Raw genomic sequence first — 19,321 nt, 5'->3', positions numbered from 1 at the left:
GTTGTAATTTGTGCCCAAACAACGACCTAACATCGATGAACGCGGGCGGGATCTGCGCTAAGTTTTATGCCCGCATAGTTAATATAATATATGACGCGGATGACTTGTCAATAGAAGAAATATAGTGTTAATATAAATACAACAATGAAAATCTGTGTAAGCATAAAGGCAACAGATGAAATTGCCCCTCTGGTTAAGGCGGGAGCCGATGAATTCTACTGCGGTGTAATCCCCTGGCAATGGCGAAAAAGGTATAAAGGTTTCTTTCTCAATCGCCGGGAAGATATAAAATGTAATTATTCGAGCTATAAAGAATTAAAGGTGAGCATATCACTGGCGCGTGAATTAGGGCGGCCGGTTTACGTCACTTTTAATGCGCCTTTTTATCCCCAAATATTATATCCTGAACTTGAGAAAATAATCATAAAAGTATTGTCTTTTAGACCGGCCGGAGTGATTGTTGGGGATCCCGGGTTGTTACTCTGGCTAAAAGAAAAAGGGATCAACGCAAATATTGTGTTAAGCGCGGAATTCGGGATATTTAATTTATACGATGTAAAATGCGCCTTGGGCTTAAACAATAACATTAAAAGGATCGTCTTCCAAAGATATCTGAGCATACCGGAGATGAAGGACATTATTTCTCATCATCCTAATTATGATTATGAGGCGTTCGTTCTTGATGAAAGATGCCCTTTTGCCGGGCCCTATTGTTTTGCTTCCCACGATAGAAAGTTGGGAGAAAATATGTGCCAGAGCATTATGGACGCCAAACCGCAGATATTATTTGCCCAGAGGAAACCGATCTCATATTTTAATAAAGTATACGAGAATATATGCCTATATTATAAAAGAGAGAACTTTAATTCGTTGTTTAATATTAAAGGCATTGAACTAAATGAAGAAGATTGGCCGGTTAATTGCGGCTTATGTCACTTGAAGGCCCTAAAAAAAGCCGGGATTAAATACTTAAAAATTGCAGGCAGGGCGCGTTCATTACGATTCAGGGTTAGGATGGTTGAGATAGCGAAAAAAACGGCCAGTGGTCAATACAACAAGGACGAAATAAAGGAATTGTTCGTAAAGCATTATAGGGGATCGTTCAAAGAAAACTGTAAATACAAGCACTTATGCTATTATTAAAATATGGAATACGCGATATTTAAGATCTTAACCGGCAACAATGTAAGAAATGAAGTCCTGGAATTGGAATCATTTATAAATGAATTTAATGAGACGGAGAAAATTGAAAGGATTTATTGGGGCTCCGAATTATGCGCAAAGTTATTGCCGTCGCTAAAAGAGCTCAAGCAAATATATTCTATATTAAGGAGAAAGAAATATAAGCTGACTTTTGTGACTCCGGCGATGATAAGTGGCCCTGATGTTTTACGCATAAAACATCTGTTAACCTATTTAAATTCAAGAAGAGAGAAGATCGAAGTGGTTGTCAATGATTTGGGCCTGCTTGAATTGGTCCAAGAATATGATAATTTAGTCCCTTTGTTTGGTAGATTATTAATTAGGATGGAAAAGGATCCTCGAGTAAATTATAAAAAAGTCGATCCTAAAATACTGAGGGTATTGCGTAGTTCCGCATTGAGCCAGGACGAGTTAGGCAAATATTTAATAAGTAAGAAAATTAAGCGTTTGGAGTATGACAATGTGCCACAAGGCGTTAATGCCAGAAACAACCCATTAAAATTTAGGCTGGATCTTTATTATCCTTATGTCCTGGCAAGCTTAAGCCGTGTATGTGCCTTTTCAAGCACTTTTAAAAATGAAAAAGATAAGTATCAGAATAATGTCTGCCAAAGGGAATGCTTGGATTATAAATTAAAGAAGGAGTTGAAAGAAACTCTGAAAATGAAGGGTTTTTAAATTTGGCAGATTGGCAGGGCAAATTATTTTATGAACGGCACATCGCCTTCAAACCTAAAGGATTTTGACCGGATTGTATTAGAAATGCTTTAAGATGAAGCCGGATAGGAAACTTTGTCTCACCGCAAGCGGTGGGGGTATCATAAGAGAAAATACCGCCAGAGTAAGCCCTGGCGGTATTTTTGTAAGAGCGAATTAAATGCCGTTAGTTTAGGACTTTAAAAGTTAACCGCTTTTTGCGGGCCCGGCTTACTCAATTGTTCCACCTTTTTTAGCTGCAATTCAGCTTTAGCCAATGATTTTTTTGCATCCGCGATATTGTCCTTAACCTGTTTAAGTGTTTGATCTTTTTGCGCCATTATACTCACCTCCTATATTAGAAGATTATAGCAAAACGCTATAAATCTGTCTATAATATAGTAAATAATATGGGAATCAAATCCAAAAACCCAAATGTTGACAAAGACGGCGATTTTATCTTAAGGTGGAAACTTGATCTGCCCAAAAAGAAAAAACGCAGTAAAGACCCTTTCTGTGACTTCACTCGCGATCTTTTAAAAGAACTTCTGGATATCGTGATGCTTACTTATAAAGGCGAGGATGTTAAGGTTGACGGCTTCCATTTTCTAAACAGCGTCGATATTCACAAACTTTATAAGTAATATCATGGCGGTTTTTCCCCGGCCATCCCCCGCCCGCCGCGGAGACAGGCGGTCTTGACTTAGTCCGGGGCTATTGCGCGAAGCCCGGGGCAAAGGTATAATTTGACCGTGAGAAAAATCAAGTTAATAAATGAGCCCGGAGCGCTTAAGCCCGATGAATTGCGGCCCGCGTTCGGCCGGCTCTGTGAAGAAAAAAAGATCGAGCTATTATATCTTTTTGGCGGAGCGGCCAGAGGATCGTCCGGCCGGTTAAGCGACATTGACCTGGCTTATTATTCAAGACAGGAAGCCGAGCTTTTGGATTTGCAGAACAGCCTGGCCGATCTGCTCAAACGAGATGATATTGATCTGGTCAACCTGAAGTCGGCCAACCCGCTGATTTCTTACCAGGTTATCAAAAATGGAAAGCTGCTTTTTTGTTCGAATGAGGCGCTCAAGGTCCAGTTGGAATACATGATCGTTAATAAATACTTAAACACAATTCATTTAAGGAATGAGTTTCACAAGAGTTTCACCAAAGCCGTTCAGGGAGGCGATTTTTATGGTAAAACTTGACCGGGATATAATTGACGTCCGAATAAGCAAGGTCAGAACGGCGGCGATCAGGCTTTGCCGTTTTAAAAATATGAGCCTTGAAGAATTTACCGGCAATTCCGATAATCTGGATATCGCGGAGCGAAACCTGGAGATAGCTATTGAAGCCATGCTGGATATCGGGAATCACGTAATAGCGGTGATGGGGTTTGAAAAGCCCGAAAATTATTATGATATTTTCATTATTCTGGGTAAAAATAATATTCTGCAAAAAGATTTCGCGGAAAGAATCGCTCCACTGGCCGGATTGAGGAATCGGATTGTTCATGATTATACAACAATCGACCACGAGCTGATATTGAAGAACATCAAAGAAAAACTTCCTGATTTTGAAGAATTTTCCAAACAAATATTAGGTATAATATCTTAAAAGAGGGGGTGAGAAAAATGGGAAGACCAAGCGATAAAGCCAAATTAGGCGATATCAAAAATAGGATTGAAAAGATGCCTGCGCCCGCGGAGGGTGGGGATAAATCAGGGAGACCAAAAACGACACCTGGTCAAAAAAAGAACACGGATACCGGCTGTCCAATTGTATCTGCCAGGCCCGAACAGCAAAAGCCGTAAAGCGGAGCAAAAATATAGTCGGCGCGTAATTGAAAAACATATATATTTACATTTCCGGAGCGTGTAATCTGCGCTGTCATTATTGTTTCGCGAGGCGCAACCATTCCAACCGGCAAATAATGACTACTGCCACAGCCGAAGCGACCGTGGATTGGTTTATCAAGTGGCTGGGGAGGGAAAAGGAAGGACATATTTGCTTTTTTGGTGGGGAGCCGCTTTTAAACTGGGCCGGCCTAACCTTTGCGGTCGATTACGCGCGACAGCAAGCCCGTCGCCTTAAAAAGAAAATAAGCTTTTCGGTCACCACCAACGGCACGCTCTTTACCAGAGAAAAAGCGGCTTTTCTAAGAAAACACGGTTTCGGCATCCTGGTCAGCGTCGACAGTCACCGGCCGGCGCTCCAGACCCGCCTGCGTCCCGCTTGCGACGGCGAGGACTCTTTTCGACCAGTGGTCGAGGGGCTCAAACTCTTTAAAAAACCGGCCAAGATACTGCTCCGCGCCACCTTAAACTCCCAGAACACCGATCTGGTCGGTTACATTAAGTATTTTTCAAAATTTCCAGCCGTTGGTGATTTTGCTTTTGTGGAAGAATATCCCGGGGGAGGAGCGGCCAGACAGCGCAGAGCGGTCGAGGCCTACAAGCAGGCTTGGGACAAATATTTGGCTTATATCTTCAAGAACTGGGAAAAGGGCAATATTATTGATCCCCGCGCTCTCCTGGGAGCGGCACGGGCGTGCCGGTTAATCGGCAAGAGAGCGGTCCCCAAATATTGTTGCGGGGCGGGGGAAAACAACCTGGCGGTCGCCGCAAACGGTGATATTTATTTCTGCCAGAACTTTGTCGGCCTGCCTAAATTCCGGCTGGGCAATGTGGCGCGGGGGATCGACCGGGAAAAGCAGAGGCGATGGCAGCGGGCGGCCACTTTTGCCAACCGAAAGGGTTGCCAGAAATGCGGCGCGAAAACTGTCTGCCAGGGAGAGTGCCATTACATCAATTACGCCGCGACCGGCCGGATCGATCGGCCGGACAGCTTAAGTTGTGAAATACAAAAATACCGGCTCGGCCTCGGCCAAAAGCTCATCGATAAGATCGACGAGCTGATCGCGGCTTAGCCTTATCAATAATAACCAACGAACGTTGAGGGGGGCTTTTTGATCTATCTTAATTTCCCGCCGATTTTAATCGTAGCGCAAACCACACTATTGCGCCATTTTCATTTCTTATGATATAGTTAATCAGGGTTGGCGCAAGCGATTCGTCTAAAGACAGGATAGAAAAGTGATTTTCTGAATGAGGGTTAAACTCCCTCATCGACTTGTATAAGTGGCTATTAGCCCACACCAACCCCATTGCCAGCTATTACTACACTTTGCCTCGTGACCTTTCCATTTGAGATCAAGCTATCCGCCCGGGTCGCACCGGAACAATGAGCCAGCCTCATTTCTTAATAACCGTAAAACCCTTTTAAAGCTACCGTGTTAAGGAGAACTTTCTGGACGAAGGTCGCGAGGTGGTTCGCAAGGCCGGAGATTGAAAATGCCGAAAAACACCGAAAAATGCCGGTTGACAAAAAACAGCTTCCTGGCGTACAATGTATACTGTTTAATGAATTCTTAGTAAACGAGAATTAAAGAAACGGGATATTATTAGCTGATGAGCCAAAAAAGATATAAGGGATTATCGAAAGACGAACTTTATTTGATCTCAAGGGCTGAATATGAGAAACAAAAGCTCTTAACGGGTGAATATGCCAAAAAGGTGTTTGGCGGGCCTAAAAAAGCGGCCAATATATTGGATAAGTTAAAAAGGAAAGGCCGCCTCGTCCAAATTGAAAGAGGGAAATATTTCATTGTCCCGATAAAATCGCCCAATCAGCTCTGGTCGCCCAACGAGTTCGTAACCGCCAAATATTGGATGGGGGATACCCCTTATTATCTGGGTTATTTCAGTATGTATAATTACTGGGGTTTTACCGAGCAGGTCCCGCAAACCGTGTTTGTTTTAAATACGGGAAAATCCAGGACAAAAGTAATCGGGGAAATTAGGTATAAAGCGGTAAAAATTGGAACAAACAAATATTATGGGACAGCCAAGATCAAGATCGATGAGGAAGATATCTGCATCAGTGATAAAGAACGGACTTTGGTGGATTTTATTTACAACCCGGTAGGTTCGTTCGAAAATATTAAAAAAGTCTTGAAGGATAATATAAAACAAATAAATATAAACAAGTTTATCGGCTACCTGGTTCGTTTTCCCATGGTTGCCGTTAGGAAAAGGGCCGGGTACTTATTGGCTGAGTTGAAAATACCGGATTTGTACCTGGGCCGGCTTAAAAAGCATCTTGGCGGATCAGCTACTTTTGTGGTGCTTGACCCCGCCCGGCCGCGTTCCGGCAAAATGAACAAGGATTGGGGCATTATTGTTAATCGATAAGGAGAAGCTTAAGGACCTGCTCCCGGCGATCGCGGCCGAGCATCGTTTTCGGCAAGCAATCGTCGAAAAAGACTATTATCTCACCATCATTTTGAACAGCATTTCTTCGTCACTTAGCGGAGACATCGTATTTAAAGGCGGCACACTTTTGAATAAGATCCATCTCAATTATCATCGGTTAAGCGAGGACCTGGATTTTAGCTATTTTGGGGAAATGGATTTGAACGCCCGTTCAAATCGGTCGGCCGCCATTGCTCCCCTCAAAGAGAAAATGCCTGGATTTTTAGCCTCTCTAGGGTTAAGGAGCGACCAGCCCAAGGGGGAAGGCTTTAATAGCTCCAAGCAGTACGTATTTAATGTCCTTTACCCTTCGGTTATAACTGGCAAGGAGGAGGGCATAAAAATTGAGATTTCTCTCAGGCAAAAGCCGTACGACCAGCCTGTTTTGAATGTGATCCGCCATTTTTACCAGGATCCTTTTACCGGCCGGAACCTGATCCCTGAAAATAAAATATTATCGCTTTCTTTACATGAAGCGGTCGCGGAAAAGCTTAAAGCCGCGATCACCAGAAAAGGCCCGGCAATACGCGATTATTTTGATCTGTGGCATATAGCAAAGGCCGGATTCAATTTCCACCAGCGTCATTTTGTGGAAATATTTACAAAGAAGCTGAAAGATGAGGATTATCAGGGCGACTTTAAAGATAAGTTTGGCTTGAGCGAAGATAAAATTGATTTACTGGCACGCCAGATCGAAACGGATCTAATGCCCGTTATAAGAATTGATGAGGTGTTTGACCTTAACAAAGTGTTTAGCCGCTTTAATCCAATCTTGGGAGCAATGAACTCGTAAAAAGATCAAATAAAGCTAACGCTTAGCTTCTCTGCGGATCGATATCGATCAGGAGGGGAAAGCGAGGCGGTTGTTTCCAGACAGAACTTGGCGGCGCTTAGCCGTTGCTTATTACAGCGGCCTTTTCTTCGCCATCCCCGCCCGCCGGGGGTATGGGGACGGGGGAGGGGGCTATTTTATCGATCAAAACCAGAGACCTGGCGGGGAACTTCCGGATCTCTCGCAGGCGGCCACCCAGGATCGCTATGGCGCGTGCCGCCTCCTCAACTTCCGCGTCAACTTCGACCTGCTTGTAAGCGACAAAAATGCCGCCAGCCTTGACCAGCGGCAGGCAGTATCCGCAGAGGGTATCCAGTTTGGCGACGGCCCGGGCGACGGCGAGATCGAACTTCTCCCGATTTTTCTCCGCGTATTCTTCGGCCCGCGCCCAAACGGCCTCGGTCTCCTTAAGCGACAAGGTTTTTATCAGGTGATCTAAGAAGCCGACTTTTTTTCGTGTGGCTTCGAGCAGTGTTAGCTTTATCCCGGGGCAAACGATCTTGAGCGGTATCCCCGGAAAACCCGCGCCCGCGCCGATATCAACGACGGCCTGGCCGGTCAGAGGGAGAACTTGCAGGAGAAGCAGGGAATCTTCGAAATGCTTTTTTCTTATCTCATCGGGCTCGGTGATGGCGGTGAGGTTGAACTTAGCATTCCACTCGATCAGTTCATTCTGGTAAATGTCGAATTGGTCATTCATGGCGTAAGGACAACGCTTGTGGTTGTCCGTTCATTTCGGACGGGGACAAGCCCCGTCCCTACATTTGTTGATATCCGACATTGTTAGAAGGCTTGCCCGATGCTAAAGTGCATGATCCCTTCACTGAACGTCTTGCCGCCAGCCACGCCATAATCAAGCCGGATCGGCCCGAGCGGCGTGCTGATCCGGATGCCCGGCCCCCAGCCAGAGAGGAAGTCGTCCGTATTGAGCTTGCCTTCGTTCCAAGCGTGTCCCCAGTCGTAGAAAAAGACCCCTTGGAAAAGATCGGAGAAATTAAGGCGGTATTCGGCGTTGGCGATCACTTTCCTGACCCCGGTCTGGGCTTCCGAGGGATAGTAGCCGCGGACGGTGTTCGCCCCGCCGGCCCAGTAGAGCTCGCCGATCGGCACATCGCCAAAGCCGCCGCCGACCCCAAAATGGAAGGCGGCCACTTGGTTGTCAAAGACCGGATAGTAGTGGTTGAAGTCGACGCCAAGCTTGGAGAAGCTCGAATTAGAACTGGAGCTTTTCCACCCCTGTTTCAGGTCGAGCGTGTAGTAGCGCCCTTCCTTCGGGTTAAGCCAAAAGTCGCGGGTGTCGAAGGCGAGGGTCATCCCGATCGTATCGGAACGATAAGCCTCAAAAGAGGAGGTGTTGTAGGGCGAAACATTCTCGCTGCCGAGCGTCCAGGTGATATTGTAATTATCGCGCAGCGGCTTACCGATCGAGAAATCAAAGCCGTTGTAGACCCCGTCCTGCGTGGTCAGGAGGATGTCCCGGCCGATCGTCAGCCAGCGCCGGAAGGTGAAGGCGGCATGGTCGCCCAGTTTGTCCTGCCAGAACCAGGGATTGTAATACTTGAATTGGTAGGTCGACATCTGCTGGCCGCTCTGTCCCCTGATCAACACTCCCTGGGCGGAGCCGAAGAGGTTGTTGATCGACAGGTCGACAAAACCGAACCACCCCTCGCGTTCGCCGAAGCCGCCGCCAAAGTTGATCGTGCTGGAGCGGGTCTCTTTGATCTTCAACTGGAGGACGACCCGGTCCTTGGCCGTGCCGGCCTCGAAATTAGGGGTCACTTCGGAAAAGAAGCCGAGATTGAAGACCCGGCGCAGGTCTTTTTTCAGTGTTTCCTCGTTGAGCACGGTGCCGGGCTTGGTCTTTAGTTCGCGCAGGATGACGTAATCCTGCGTCTGTTCGTTCCCGTCGAGGGTGATCGACTCGACGAACCCCTCGGTCACCTTGAAGGTCAGGATACTGGTCTTTTTATCGGTCTCAACATCAACCACCCGGGCCAGCATATAACCGTCTTTTTTGTATTTGGCGTTGATCTTTTCAATGTCGCCCTGCATTTTCTTGAAGTTAAGGATCTGGCCCGGTTTGGTCTCGAGCTGGGCCAGGATTTCGGCGGTCGGGTAAACCGTGATCCCGTCGAAGGCGAGACCCCGGATGACCGGGTTTTCAACCACCCGGTAGGTCAATTTAGTGCCGCCGGCCGAGGACTCAAAAGAAGGGATGACATCGGCAAAGTAGCCGAGCGCGTAGATCGCCTTGAGGTCTCCTTTGACCTTTTCCTGGGAAAGGGTATCCCCGATCCGGGCAAAGACCACGTTGATGATCTCTTTTTCGCTGACCACTTTGTTACCGGTGATTAGCAGGTCGGTGATCGTCGGGGCGACAGTGACCACATCGTTCGCTCCCCAGGCGGCCGGGATCAAGCTCAACAGGAGACCAAAAATTAATAATTTACGCATGGCCAATCCTTTCTATCTACCAGAAGGAAAAACCGGCTTTCAGAGTGACCTTCTGATAACCGTTGCTCAAGTCAGAGACGGTCATCGGTTCACGATAGTATAGTATAGACCAAATCCGGGTTAATTTATAGGTCAGCTGGTAGTTAAAGTTGTTGTTGGTGCCGCTGGCCGCCGAGGTCTGTTCGACCCCCTGGGAGTAACGGACGTCGATGTAGAGCCGGTCGAATAAACCTTTGACGAAACCGACGCTCCAGGCCGGTTTATCTTCGGTGAAGCCGCGCTGGTCGTGTATCCCCAGCGCCTCTTTCATCTTTGGCCCGAGATTGTATTCCAGGGTCAAGCTCTCGAGCCCCAGCTTCTGCTCGATCTGCCGCTCCAGGCCCCGGAAGAGGATAGTTGACACCCGGCTGCTCAAGTAATCGGCCACGATAACGTTACTATCAACCTCGGAATTTTCTCCCGGCTGGCCGAGGCCGGCGAGGGACTTGACGAAGTCGGGGAGGAGCATTAACTTGAGCTCTTGGTCGCTATAGTTGGCCGGGATCATTTCCGGCGGTGACTTGCTCCGGTCTTCATTGAAGCTGAGCAGGGTGATCCGGAGCCCCTCCAGCGCGGAGCGCGCGCCGAGGGTCCCTTTCAACTTAGCGAGAATGATGACGTTCTTTTTGACCAGCGTGCCGGAGGCGTCCTGTTCCTGCGTATCTGAATTGACCAAAGAGGTGATGTTGAGTTCCGGCATGACGCCGGCCGCCCCTTCCTGGCCGTGAAAAACAGCCGTGTTCGGCTCGACCCTGGCGGGATCATAAGGGAAAAAGCGTTCCTGGGCCTCGACCGGCAGGAGAGAGAATTCGCGGTTAAAGATATTGATCGTGCCGCGCCGGATCGCGATCTGGCCGAGGAGCGATGGGGCGGTCAGGAGCCCGGTGACATAAAGCGTATCGGTGCTGGCTATTTCCATGTTCATGAAGATACTGCTCAAGTTAAGCGTGGCGACATCCCCCATAACGGCATAAACGTTCTTCCCTATGTTCGTTTCCAGATCGAGGCCGAGCGGCAGAAGTTCGCTTCCCCCCCCGCCGGCCTGGGAAAGATAGATGATCGAATTATCGGTCGAGATCTTCCCTTTGAGAGTGGGGCCCCGGCTGAGGTCGAGCGCCAGCCGGCCGCGCAGGGTGAGGTCGGCCAGGTTCAAGTTGCCGTCAAAAACATTGGGAAGGTTAAAGTAAATACGGGTTGGGCTGAAGGAGAGGTCGAGGTCGAGGGTCCCCTTTTCCGCCAGCAGGTTGCTAAGATCGATCGTCCCGGCCACTCCCAGCGGGTCAGGGAGGTTGCGGGTCCGTTTCCCGGTCAGTATCCCGGTCAGGCTGGCGATCTGGAGCTGATTATTTTCGATCGAGGCTGTCCCGGTAAGTTGCTGCAGTTCGGAATCAAGCGGGGCGAGGTAAAGGCTGCCGTCATTAACGCTGATCTGTCCGGAGATCTCCGGGCGGTTGAGCGTTCCCCCGAGACGGACGCTGACCAGGGACTCTCCCTTAAGCCAGCGGATGTCATCGCTTAAAAGATTAAGCAAGCCGATGGTATTACCTTGCAAGTTAGCTTCCAGGTCGAGTTGGCCGGGGTGTTTCAAGAAGAGGGAGCCCTGGGCGCTGGAGAGTGCCCCGGCCTGCAGCAGGGAGAGCTTGTGAAGATAAATGGCGTCATTCTTTTTGGTCACAGAGAGGGTTGCTTGGTCAAAACTGACCCCGGCAATATTCAGATCGCGGCCGCCGGCCTCCAGGGAGAAGCTAAGGTTGGACAGCGGCCCCGCACAATCGGCCTTCAGGTTAAAGGTCCCCTCAAATTTTTTCTTAGGGAAAAACAACTGGAGCGTGTCGAGCGGTAAGTTGTTGGCCAGGAAATTGAGGCCGAGCTTGCCGGCTAGGTCGTAGTTGCCGCGCAAAATCAGGTCTCCCTGGCCGCGGGCCAGGCGGACCTGCTCAAAGCGGACGGAGTTATTCTTGATGGTCAACTTGGCTTCAACCCCGTCAAAGGCCAGGCCGCGAAAATATCCCGGGCCGATCTTCCCTTCAAAACCGCCGGCGAGCGACCCACTCCGGTTGTTGATCTTTAAAACGCCGTTGATATTCCCGCCCAGGTTCTCGGCGGGAGTTTTGGCCAGCTGCCGGTCGAAATCGCTTCGAATGGCCGACCACCTTTTCAAAAAATATTTTTGGTCAGGGCCGCTCGAATAAAGCCGGATCGACTCCCCCCGGGTGAAGTTCTGATAGTCGGGCAAAGAGAACCCGCGCCGACGGAGTCTCGTGGTGGCTGACGCGGCCGGCGGCGTCAGCCGCCGCGACAATTCTCCCTGAAGGCGGGTCCCCAGCAGGTAAGCCGAACCAAGGTTGGCCTGGAGGATCTTGAGCTCGAGCTCAAAACCGGCGGGTCCGGCCTGACCGGTCAGAGCGTAGCGGTCCTCGCCGGCCCGGCAGAGGAGCGGCTCGAGGGTGCTGAATTTACCGTCGCGGAAAGTGCCGCTGCCGGTCACGTTGTCGAGATAAAGGTTATTGAAAGAGAAACGGTCGACCCGAAAACCGACGCTGATGCTCGGGCGGGCAAATGTTCCGGAGAGGAGTAACTTGGCCGCCGCCAGGCCGCTGAAACGGCCATATTTGGCGGTCAGCTCCTGGAATTGCTCTAGTTCGACCACCCCTTCAAACGTGGCGTTGAGCGAACCGTGCCGGCCGGAATAGAGGTCAAGTTTAAGATCAGAAGCGGCCAATTTGACCCGACAATCGGTGATGGCCAGACTTCGATCGTGCCAGGCCACTTTAAGGCCGGCGGAGCGGAGCGGCAGGCCGGCCACTTCCCCCGTTTGGATATCGAGCCGGCCGTCGAGCGAGAGGTCGAGAAGTTGCTCGGGTGAGGTGAAGACCGTTTCCCGGGAGAGGGTGCCGGTCAGGGCGACTTCGAGCGAGGCGGTCCCCTGGATATCCTGGAAATCGGGCGGCAGGAATTGGGTGATCACCGGCAGGTCACCGAGCTCGAGCTGGTCGGAAACTACTTTTAAGTCGGTCGGGACGCCGAGCCCGGTCTGGCCATCCACTTTGATGACCATCGCGCCTCGCCTGATGAATGAATCAGTTAGCTGGAGCGCCCCGCCGCCGATGACGATCTTCCCTTCGGCCCGGTCGAAGCGCTGGTCGCCGATATTCCCCTCGACCAGGAACACTTCGCCGGACGCGTAAAGATGCTTGAGCGGAGAAGCGAGAAAAACCGCGTCCAGTTTCCCGCCGATCTTCCCCTGGAAACGTTGCAGATTGGCGCGCATCGGGCCAAGTGCCCCGTTCCCGGCGAGCTGGAGGCCGAGCGCTTCCGCCGCCAGGTCAAAATCGAGGTTGCGGCCGATCTGGCCGTGGCCGAAAAGCTGGGCGTCGCCCGCGCCGGCCCGAAATTCATCCAGCGAGAAACCATCTGGGGTGACGCGGAACTTGGCCGTCAGGGTGCGCATCGGCTGGCCCAGCACCAGCGACCGGGAGAGGGTGGCGTCCAATTGTCCGGAGAGGGCGCTGAACGGTCCGGTCAGGTCGAGCGAACCGCCGGCCAGGCCTTCCACGCCTGGTGAATTTTTGGCCAGGAGACCGAGGTCGAGGCCGCTGAATTTAGCGGCCAGCTTGAGCCGGGGCTCGCGTGGCGCGAGATCAATGGTCGCTCTCAAGTTAGCTTGGCCGTGATAGAGGTTCAACGCGTCGCACTTAACTCCGAGCGTTTTATCTTGGTAGGACAGGCCAAGCGGCCCGCTGAATTCCTGCCCATAGAGCGAGCCATTGGCGACCTTGACCAGCCCGTCTACCGCCGGGGCGGCGACAGTGCCGGAAATTTTGATCTGGCCGGAGATCTGGCCGGTAAGATCAACCCCCCGGCCGGCCGGGAGCAAGGCGGCGACCCGTTTCAGGTCGGCGCGCTCCAGGCCGACATTTAAGTCGAGCTTAAGCTTCTGGAAATCGTAAAAACGGCCGTTCAGGGTGACCGGTATCCCGTTCAGGTCGGCGCGCAGGTCCCGGCAGCCGAGACTGGCGTCAGCGATAAAGAGCCCGCCGTTCAAGGCCTGGAGCTTGTAGCCGAAAAGTTCCGCGGCCCCATCCCGGAAAATGAACTCACCGGTCAGGGCGACCGGCCAGCCGGGCGTTTTCGCCTGGGTCAGCTGGAGTTTGACATCGGCCCGGCCGTCGATCGCTTTCAGCTGGGGGAGCGGGACGGTATAGTTGGCCCATTTGGCGACGGCGATGTCAGCCGCTTCGACGTTCAGTTCGAAAGCCTTCGTCTGGAGGTCGAACTGGCCATTCACCTTGGCTTTTTCCGGTATGTTCCCAGAAAGCCTGAACTTGACGCGGTCGGTCCCGCGCAGGTCAATCCACCCGTTCAGCTTCTCGGCCGGCAACTCAAAACGGCGCGGTTCCAACTGCCAACCGCGCTCGTCCCGGTAAGCGGCGCGGCAATCCTTGATGATGAGCCAGCCGTGGAAGGCCGGCGCGGCCGGTTCTTTTTTATCGCCGGCTGGCAGGAGGGAACTCAAGCTCAAGTTGCCGTGGCGATCGCGGACGATCTTAAAATTACCGTTAACGACGGTCAGCTTGGTCAGCGCCGGGACCATGTCTCCCTTGTAGAAGGCGTACTTGAGCGGGTTATAGGTCAGGACGATCTGTTCGGCCCGGCCGAGACCGGAGATCGTGACGCCGTTCAGCTCGATCCGGCCGACGATGATGCCGCCGGCGCTCTCGATCTTGACCGGCGTGTTGAACATGGCGGAAAAACTTTTTTCCGCTTCGGTTTTTATCCCGTCATAAACAGAACGGCCCCAATCCTTGACCGAGAAGCCGCAGGTCAGGCCGACCAGAACGAGGAGGAGAGAGAGCAGTCCGGCCCGTTTCATTAAAAGACGACCCCGACGACAATGGCAAAAAGCGGGGAGAGGAAAAGGTCGAGCGCCAGTTCGGTCTTCAGATTGACTTTTTGGCTGACGGCTCCCGGCTCGTTACTCCGCAACCAGCGGGAGGAAAAACCGAGGAGGGCGAGGCGGTAAATGATCTTGACGATGATGATCAGTGGGACGGCCCAAAGCCAGCGCCCCGTGGCAAAACAATAGGCGATGAGGGCGCGCTCGATCACCCCGTCCCAATCGAAGGTCAGGGTAGCTTCCTCTTTTAATAAGAAATTCTTTAAATAATGGAGGAAGATCGAGCCGCCAAAAGCCGCGCAGGCGAGCGTTCCCCAGAGCTGCCACATGCTTTAAATATAGAGGATAGACGAGAAAAAAGCAAGGCGGCCTCCGGGCCGCCTTGCTTTAAATAACGAGAGAAGCGAGTTAAGAAACTGAGCCGTCTAGCAGGTCTATTGTGTAGCTACCTGATCCGCCGGTGCTGAAGGTGCAGGTGGCGTATCTGGTGCCGTCGTAGGTGATCGTGCCGGCATAAACAGTGGTGCCGTTGGTCTTCATCTCCCAGGTGACCGAGCCTGACGGGTAACCGCTGCTGCTCATGGTCAGGGTGTTATAAGTGATCGTGACCTCATAACTTTCCGAGTTGTAGCTGCCGGCATAGGAGATGGTGCCGTCGATGGTCTTGCTGGTTGAACCATACCCGGAAATTGTCATTGGGTCGCTGGTGCTAAGCCCGAACTTATAGGTGCTGGTCGTGCTGCCAGAGCCGTAGGCGAAGGTCACCACCATCTCGAGCGTGCTGATATTAGTATCGTCCGCAGCGTCAAGGGCGCCTTGCGTGACAATCTCTGTGCCGGCGCTGTTCCAAACCCGAAACTTATAGGAATAGTCAAAACTATAGAGCACTCCCCCTGCTTCTGTGGTGTAGGTGTTGGTTGCCGACCACCAGCCGTCCGAACCGTAGGTGATGTCGGTGACCGTGGCCGCTTTGACCCCGTTGGCAGAGAGGGCGGAAGAAAATATCCCTATGATGCCGTTATCGATCGCCAGGCCATCTTTACAGAGAAGACCAATACTTTGAGCCGCGGCTGTGGTTGGGATCGAGGTGGCGGCCGGGGACGTGGCTGTCTGGCAGCCGGTCAGGAGCATTAACCCGGAAAGCGCGATCAAACCTAGGGTAACAAAACTTTTTTGCATTTTCTATCTCCTTTACAATCCGAACGTAATGTCAGCGACCGTATTGGTTAAGCCGGTGTTTTTTGCATCAGCGATTGTGACAAGCCCTAATCTAAGAATTTTCAGATTGACTTCGGCGCCGACCGTCGTCAAAGAAAGGTTCGGCCCGGAAGCAAGGCCGGCCCTCAAGACGATCACGCCGAAAAGCAGGGGATATTCAAGGCCGAGGTGAGTATTGGTATCGGTCTTGGTTATTTCGATATCGGCCGCGACACCAACCCCGACGACCGGAATGGTCGCATAGGCGCCGATAGCGGTTGAGCTGTCCAGGTTAACGATCTGGTCGGGCAGGTTTTGAACCGGGCCCAGCGTGGTCGTGCCAGCTGTAGCATCCATGGTAGCGACCTGTCTGGTCATTTTTAACGTGTAACTCGAAGAGAGGTTGCGCATAGTCGCGCCGACCGCGACCTTTGAAACAAAAGGAACGTCAAAAGATGTCAAAACGCCCAGGTCAAATCCTGTGCCCGAGCCGGTCCCGTAATCCTGGTTGCCCGAGCCGGTGGTCGGCGGGGTGCCTGCGACGGCAGTTATCTGTCCTGCCACGCCGTTCAACGATTTGAGATTAACGCCGACATCAAGCGCAGCCGGCAGGTAAGGGACCGAGAAAGTCGAACCCAGGGTCAGTACTCCGTCATAATGGCCACCCGCAATTACATAGCCATTGAATGAATTAGCCGGTTTTGCAACCTGGGCAGAAAAGATTGGTATGACGCTCAAGCCGATCTTTCGGAGGTTGATGCCAACGAGTCCGGAGAGGTTGCCGTTGAAATTCAAGTTACTTGCATAATTATCCAGCATGAACTTGGCCGGACTGGAGGCATTAGTGAGAGCGTTGGAAAGGCTGGTGAGGTCGGAATAAGAGGCGCCGAGATCAACTTTAATATCAGTAAGGAGTACTTCGCTTCTCATCAGCGCGGCCGGGTTATAATAAGCTGCGGAGATATCGTCGGTTGAGGCCACGCCGGCGCCGCCCATGCCGGCCGCCCGTCCGCCGATCAGCATTTGGGCCTGGGAGAGTGAAACACAGAGCAATAGGAACATGAACACAGAGATCGCCTTTTTCATAATATACCTCCTAGAAAAATGTGGACTGATTTTAGCACGGGAGGTTGAATTGTCAAGCAAGGTGTGCTAAAATCATTATGTTAATGCCAAAAAGAGCCAGGCGGAAACGGGGTTTACTGGTGGTTATTTCCGGCCCTTCCGGGGTTGGAAAGTCCACGGTCGTGCGGCGGTTGCTGAAAACTAACCCCGACCTGACGATGTCGATCTCCTCGACTACCCGGGTGCCGCGGCCGGGCGAAACACACGGCCAGCATTATTTCTTTGTGACCCAGGAGGAGTTTGACGCTCGCGTCAAACAGGACCGGTTCCTCGAATGGGCCAAGGTGCACGGCAGTTATTACGGCACGCCGCGCAAGTTAATCGACGAGCAACTGGCCAAGGGCGAGACCGTCGTGCTGGAAGTCGATGTCCAGGGGGCGGCCTCGATCAAGCGTTTCGTCGAAGAAGGGAAACTGAAGGCGGCCGCGGTCTTCATTTTCCTGATCCCGCCGTCGGTCGACATCCTGGCCTTCCGCCTGAAAAAACGGAAGACCGAGGATGAGGAGGTGGTCAATTACCGATTGCGGGCGGCCATTGCCGAGCTCCAGGTGATGGAAAAGTACGATTACATCGTGGTCAACGACAAAGTTGAATCGGCCTCGGAAAAGATCAAGGCCATTATTAATGTTGAAAAAGAAAGGACGTTATTAAATTGACTGAATTATCCATCGACAACTTACTGACCAAGGCGAAGAATAAATTTTTACTGGTGAACGCGGCCGCCGGCCGCGCCAAACAGGTGGCGGAAGGATCACTCCCCTACATCGATAATTTTGACCCGACCAACCCGGTGATCACCGCCTTGCGCGAGATCGCCGCTGACAAGATCAAGATCAAAGTCCTGACCGGGCCGATCAAAAAGGCCCAGGAACTGCTGGTCAGGGACGATGAAGACGCCCCGGCCGACTTGGGACGCTTGGCCAAGGCGCCGAAAAAGGCCGCCCCAGCCAAGAAGAAAGAAAAGAAGAAAAAGTAAAGAAGCAGCCTCCAGCCCTCACCCCTAACCCCTCTCCCAGAGGGAGAGGGGGAACCAAATCATGTTAAACGGAAAGACCATTATCGTTGGCGTGACCGGCGGCATCGCGGCTTACAAGTCGTGCGAGCTGGTCTCGCGCTTGACCAAGCTGGGGGCCGAGGTTTGGGTCGTAATGACCAAGGAAGCGACCAAGCTTGTCGCCCCGTTGACCTTCCGCACTCTCTCCACTAATCCGGTCATTACCGACCTCTTTGCGGAGGAAGTGGCTGCTTCCCCGGTTCCCCATATTGCTCTCGCCCAGCGGGCGGATGCGATCATTGTTGCCCCCTGCACGGCTAATGTCATCGGCAAGATCGCCCACGGGATTGCCGACGACGCCTTGACCACTTTTGTCCTGGCCGCCACCGGGAAAAAGATCATTGCTCCGGCGATGAACGGCGAAATGTGGCGCAACCCGCTCGTCATAGAGAATGTTAAAAAATTAACTTCGCTCGGTTATGAGTTTATTGGGCCGCTCGAGGGGAAGTTAGCCTGCGGGGTGGAAGATATCGGCAAGATGTCGGAGCCGGCCGAGATAGTGGAAAAAGTGGTCGGGTTGATCGGAAGTTTGCCTGCGAAGACGCCAGCTCCGGCTGCGCAACCGGTCCGACCGGTAGCGCAGGATCTGGCTGGGAAGCGGTTCCTGGTGACGGCCGGCGGGACGAGGGAATCGATCGACCCAGTCCGCTATATTTCTAATCGCTCGTCGGGCAAGATGGGTTATGCCCTGGCCGAAGCGGCCAGAGCGCGCGGAGCGGAAGTCGTGTTAGTCTCCGGCCCGGTTTCCCTAAACGCGCCAACTGGGGTCAAGGTGGTCGAGGTGGAGAGCGCCAAGGAGATGCTGGCGGCGGTCAAAGAGCATATGTCCGGGCAAAATGTCATTGTCATGGCGGCCGCGGTGGCCGATTATCGCCCGAAAATAACCTTCTGGCAGAAGCTGAAGAAGGATAAACCTACCTACACTTTAGAATTGGCGAGAACGACCGATATCCTGGGAGAGCTGGCCAAGCGGAAGAACGGGACCTGCCTGGTCGGTTTCGCGGCGGAGACGGACCAGCATTTGGACAACGCCCGGGAAAAACTTGACGGGAAAAACCTTGACCTGATCGTCGTTAACGACGTGGCCGCCTTCGAGGCGGACCGCTCTAAAGTTACTTTGCTCGACCGGTCCGGCGGAGTGCAAGAGTTGCCGGAAATGGCCAAAAAAGAGATCGCCCACAGGATACTCGATGCCATTCTACGATTATAAGTGTAATCAGTGCGGCCAGACCACCGAAGTTAAACACGGGATGAATGAAAAACCCGCTGTTAAATGTGAATTTTGTCATTCAGCTAATACCCAAAGAGTTTTTCACACCTTTGCTAGCGTTGGTGGTGGACAGTCCAGCCACGGCAGCGGTTGTTCCTCCTGCGGCTCGGGCACCTGCGGCAGCTGCGGGCATTAGTTTTGTAGAACCGCCTTCAATAGACCTTCCTTTACCCCTATCCCCCATCCCCTTCCCCCTTATTAAGGGGGAAGGGGAGAAGAGGGGTTAGGGGTCTGCAAATGGGAAGAGGGC

The 19,321-nt window shown here is 52.0% G+C and carries 18 protein-coding genes; 11 read left to right on the top strand and 7 right to left on the bottom strand.

Going from position 1 to position 19,321, the window contains the following annotated elements:
- Positions 1–144 precede the first annotated feature (144 nt).
- A complete protein-coding gene (locus tag WC903_07410; protein ID MFA5893766.1) occupies positions 145–1,143 on the top strand; it encodes a U32 family peptidase in 999 nt (332 codons plus the stop codon).
- A gap of 3 nt (positions 1,144–1,146) precedes the next feature.
- Positions 1,147–1,881: a hypothetical protein gene (locus tag WC903_07405; GenBank protein ID MFA5893765.1), complete on the top strand. Its 735-nt coding sequence runs from the start codon at positions 1,147–1,149 to the stop codon at positions 1,879–1,881.
- 218 nt (positions 1,882–2,099) lie between these two features.
- On the opposite strand, the gene WC903_07400 is transcribed toward WC903_07405, so the two are convergent.
- The gene (locus tag WC903_07400) at positions 2,100–2,240 is read right to left on the bottom strand and encodes a hypothetical protein (protein MFA5893764.1); all 141 of its coding nucleotides are present in this window, start codon (positions 2,238–2,240) and stop codon (positions 2,100–2,102) included.
- 69 nt (positions 2,241–2,309) lie between these two features.
- On the opposite strand from WC903_07400, the gene WC903_07395 reads away from it, so the two are divergent.
- From WC903_07395 to WC903_07370, 6 genes are all read left to right on the top strand, one after another.
- Entirely contained in the window at positions 2,310–2,543 is a 234-nt protein-coding gene (locus WC903_07395) for a hypothetical protein (protein ID MFA5893763.1), read from the top strand.
- Between the two features lie 108 nt (positions 2,544–2,651).
- Positions 2,652–3,098, top strand: a complete 447-nt coding sequence (locus WC903_07390) for a nucleotidyltransferase domain-containing protein (protein MFA5893762.1) — start codon at positions 2,652–2,654, stop codon at positions 3,096–3,098.
- Entirely contained in the window at positions 3,085–3,507 is a 423-nt protein-coding gene (locus WC903_07385; GenBank protein ID MFA5893761.1) for a DUF86 domain-containing protein, read from the top strand. The genes WC903_07390 and WC903_07385 overlap by 14 nt, the downstream gene beginning before the upstream one ends.
- Before the next feature lie 226 nt (positions 3,508–3,733).
- Complete coding sequence (locus WC903_07380) at positions 3,734–4,819, top strand: radical SAM protein (GenBank protein ID MFA5893760.1); 1,086 nt, start codon at positions 3,734–3,736, stop codon at positions 4,817–4,819.
- Between the two features lie 541 nt (positions 4,820–5,360).
- A complete protein-coding gene (locus tag WC903_07375) occupies positions 5,361–6,143 on the top strand; it encodes a type IV toxin-antitoxin system AbiEi family antitoxin (GenBank protein MFA5893759.1) in 783 nt (260 codons plus the stop codon).
- A gap of 91 nt (positions 6,144–6,234) precedes the next feature.
- The gene (locus WC903_07370) at positions 6,235–6,996 is read left to right on the top strand and encodes a nucleotidyl transferase AbiEii/AbiGii toxin family protein (GenBank protein ID MFA5893758.1); all 762 of its coding nucleotides are present in this window, start codon (positions 6,235–6,237) and stop codon (positions 6,994–6,996) included.
- A 97-nt stretch (positions 6,997–7,093) separates the two neighbouring features.
- Here WC903_07370 and rsmG read toward each other — a convergent pair whose 3' ends face one another.
- The 6 genes from rsmG to WC903_07340 all read right to left on the bottom strand — a co-directional run bounded on the left by rsmG (position 7,094) and on the right by WC903_07340 (position 16,708).
- On the bottom strand, positions 7,094–7,735 hold the full coding sequence (gene rsmG, locus WC903_07365; protein ID MFA5893757.1) for a 16S rRNA (guanine(527)-N(7))-methyltransferase RsmG: 642 nt from the start codon (positions 7,733–7,735) through the stop codon (positions 7,094–7,096).
- A gap of 83 nt (positions 7,736–7,818) precedes the next feature.
- Positions 7,819–9,489 (bottom strand): POTRA domain-containing protein, encoded by a 1,671-nt coding sequence (locus WC903_07360; protein MFA5893756.1) that lies wholly within the window; start codon positions 9,487–9,489, stop codon positions 7,819–7,821.
- Between the two features lie 16 nt (positions 9,490–9,505).
- The gene (locus WC903_07355) at positions 9,506–14,401 is read right to left on the bottom strand and encodes a translocation/assembly module TamB domain-containing protein (GenBank protein ID MFA5893755.1); all 4,896 of its coding nucleotides are present in this window, start codon (positions 14,399–14,401) and stop codon (positions 9,506–9,508) included.
- Positions 14,401–14,754: a hypothetical protein gene (locus WC903_07350; protein ID MFA5893754.1), complete on the bottom strand. Its 354-nt coding sequence runs from the start codon at positions 14,752–14,754 to the stop codon at positions 14,401–14,403. Before WC903_07350 ends, WC903_07355 begins: the two co-directional genes overlap by 1 nt.
- 79 nt (positions 14,755–14,833) lie before the next feature.
- Positions 14,834–15,604, bottom strand: a complete 771-nt coding sequence (locus WC903_07345) for a hypothetical protein (GenBank protein MFA5893753.1) — start codon at positions 15,602–15,604, stop codon at positions 14,834–14,836.
- Positions 15,605–15,616: 12 nt separating this feature from the next.
- Positions 15,617–16,708: a hypothetical protein gene (locus WC903_07340; protein MFA5893752.1), complete on the bottom strand. Its 1,092-nt coding sequence runs from the start codon at positions 16,706–16,708 to the stop codon at positions 15,617–15,619.
- Positions 16,709–16,791: 83 nt separating this feature from the next.
- Here WC903_07340 and gmk point away from each other — a divergent pair, with 83 nt between their 5' ends.
- From gmk to coaBC, 3 genes are all read left to right on the top strand, one after another.
- Positions 16,792–17,403, top strand: coding sequence for a guanylate kinase (gene gmk, locus WC903_07335; GenBank protein MFA5893751.1), 612 nt, complete (start codon positions 16,792–16,794; stop codon positions 17,401–17,403).
- Positions 17,400–17,723: a DNA-directed RNA polymerase subunit omega gene (rpoZ, locus tag WC903_07330; GenBank protein MFA5893750.1), complete on the top strand. Its 324-nt coding sequence runs from the start codon at positions 17,400–17,402 to the stop codon at positions 17,721–17,723. Before gmk ends, rpoZ begins: the two co-directional genes overlap by 4 nt.
- A gap of 61 nt (positions 17,724–17,784) precedes the next feature.
- A complete protein-coding gene (gene coaBC, locus WC903_07325) occupies positions 17,785–19,011 on the top strand; it encodes a bifunctional phosphopantothenoylcysteine decarboxylase/phosphopantothenate--cysteine ligase CoaBC (GenBank protein MFA5893749.1) in 1,227 nt (408 codons plus the stop codon).
- The last annotated feature ends 310 nt before the right edge of the window (positions 19,012–19,321 follow it).

The organism is Candidatus Margulisiibacteriota bacterium (assembly GCA_041658645.1).
Lineage (GTDB): Bacteria > Margulisbacteria > WOR-1 > O2-12-FULL-45-9 > XYB2-FULL-48-7 > JBAZZV01.
Note: the sequence above shows the minus strand (reverse complement) of the source record. Positions and strands in the feature narration are given on the sequence as shown.

Excerpts from the sequence above, each read along its gene's own strand:
- WC903_07410 (MFA5893766.1), top strand. The coding sequence starts at position 145 with ATGAAAATCTGTGTAAGCATAAAGGCAACAGATGAAATTGCCCCTCTG.
- WC903_07375 (MFA5893759.1), top strand. The coding sequence starts at position 5,361 with ATGAGCCAAAAAAGATATAAGGGATTATCGAAAGACGAACTTTATTTG.
- WC903_07385 (MFA5893761.1), top strand. The coding sequence starts at position 3,085 with ATGGTAAAACTTGACCGGGATATAATTGACGTCCGAATAAGCAAGGTC.
- WC903_07400 (MFA5893764.1), bottom strand. The coding sequence starts at position 2,240 with ATGGCGCAAAAAGATCAAACACTTAAACAGGTTAAGGACAATATCGCG.
- WC903_07350 (MFA5893754.1), bottom strand. The coding sequence starts at position 14,754 with ATGTGGCAGCTCTGGGGAACGCTCGCCTGCGCGGCTTTTGGCGGCTCG.
- WC903_07340 (MFA5893752.1), bottom strand. The coding sequence starts at position 16,708 with ATGAAAAAGGCGATCTCTGTGTTCATGTTCCTATTGCTCTGTGTTTCA.
- coaBC (MFA5893749.1), top strand. The coding sequence starts at position 17,785 with ATGTTAAACGGAAAGACCATTATCGTTGGCGTGACCGGCGGCATCGCG.
- WC903_07395 (MFA5893763.1), top strand. The coding sequence starts at position 2,310 with ATGGGAATCAAATCCAAAAACCCAAATGTTGACAAAGACGGCGATTTT.
- WC903_07405 (MFA5893765.1), top strand. The coding sequence starts at position 1,147 with ATGGAATACGCGATATTTAAGATCTTAACCGGCAACAATGTAAGAAAT.
- WC903_07345 (MFA5893753.1), bottom strand. The coding sequence starts at position 15,604 with ATGCAAAAAAGTTTTGTTACCCTAGGTTTGATCGCGCTTTCCGGGTTA.
- gmk (MFA5893751.1), top strand. The coding sequence starts at position 16,792 with ATGCCAAAAAGAGCCAGGCGGAAACGGGGTTTACTGGTGGTTATTTCC.
- WC903_07360 (MFA5893756.1), bottom strand. The coding sequence starts at position 9,489 with ATGCGTAAATTATTAATTTTTGGTCTCCTGTTGAGCTTGATCCCGGCC.
- rsmG (MFA5893757.1), bottom strand. The coding sequence starts at position 7,735 with ATGAATGACCAATTCGACATTTACCAGAATGAACTGATCGAGTGGAAT.
- WC903_07355 (MFA5893755.1), bottom strand. The coding sequence starts at position 14,401 with ATGAAACGGGCCGGACTGCTCTCTCTCCTCCTCGTTCTGGTCGGCCTG.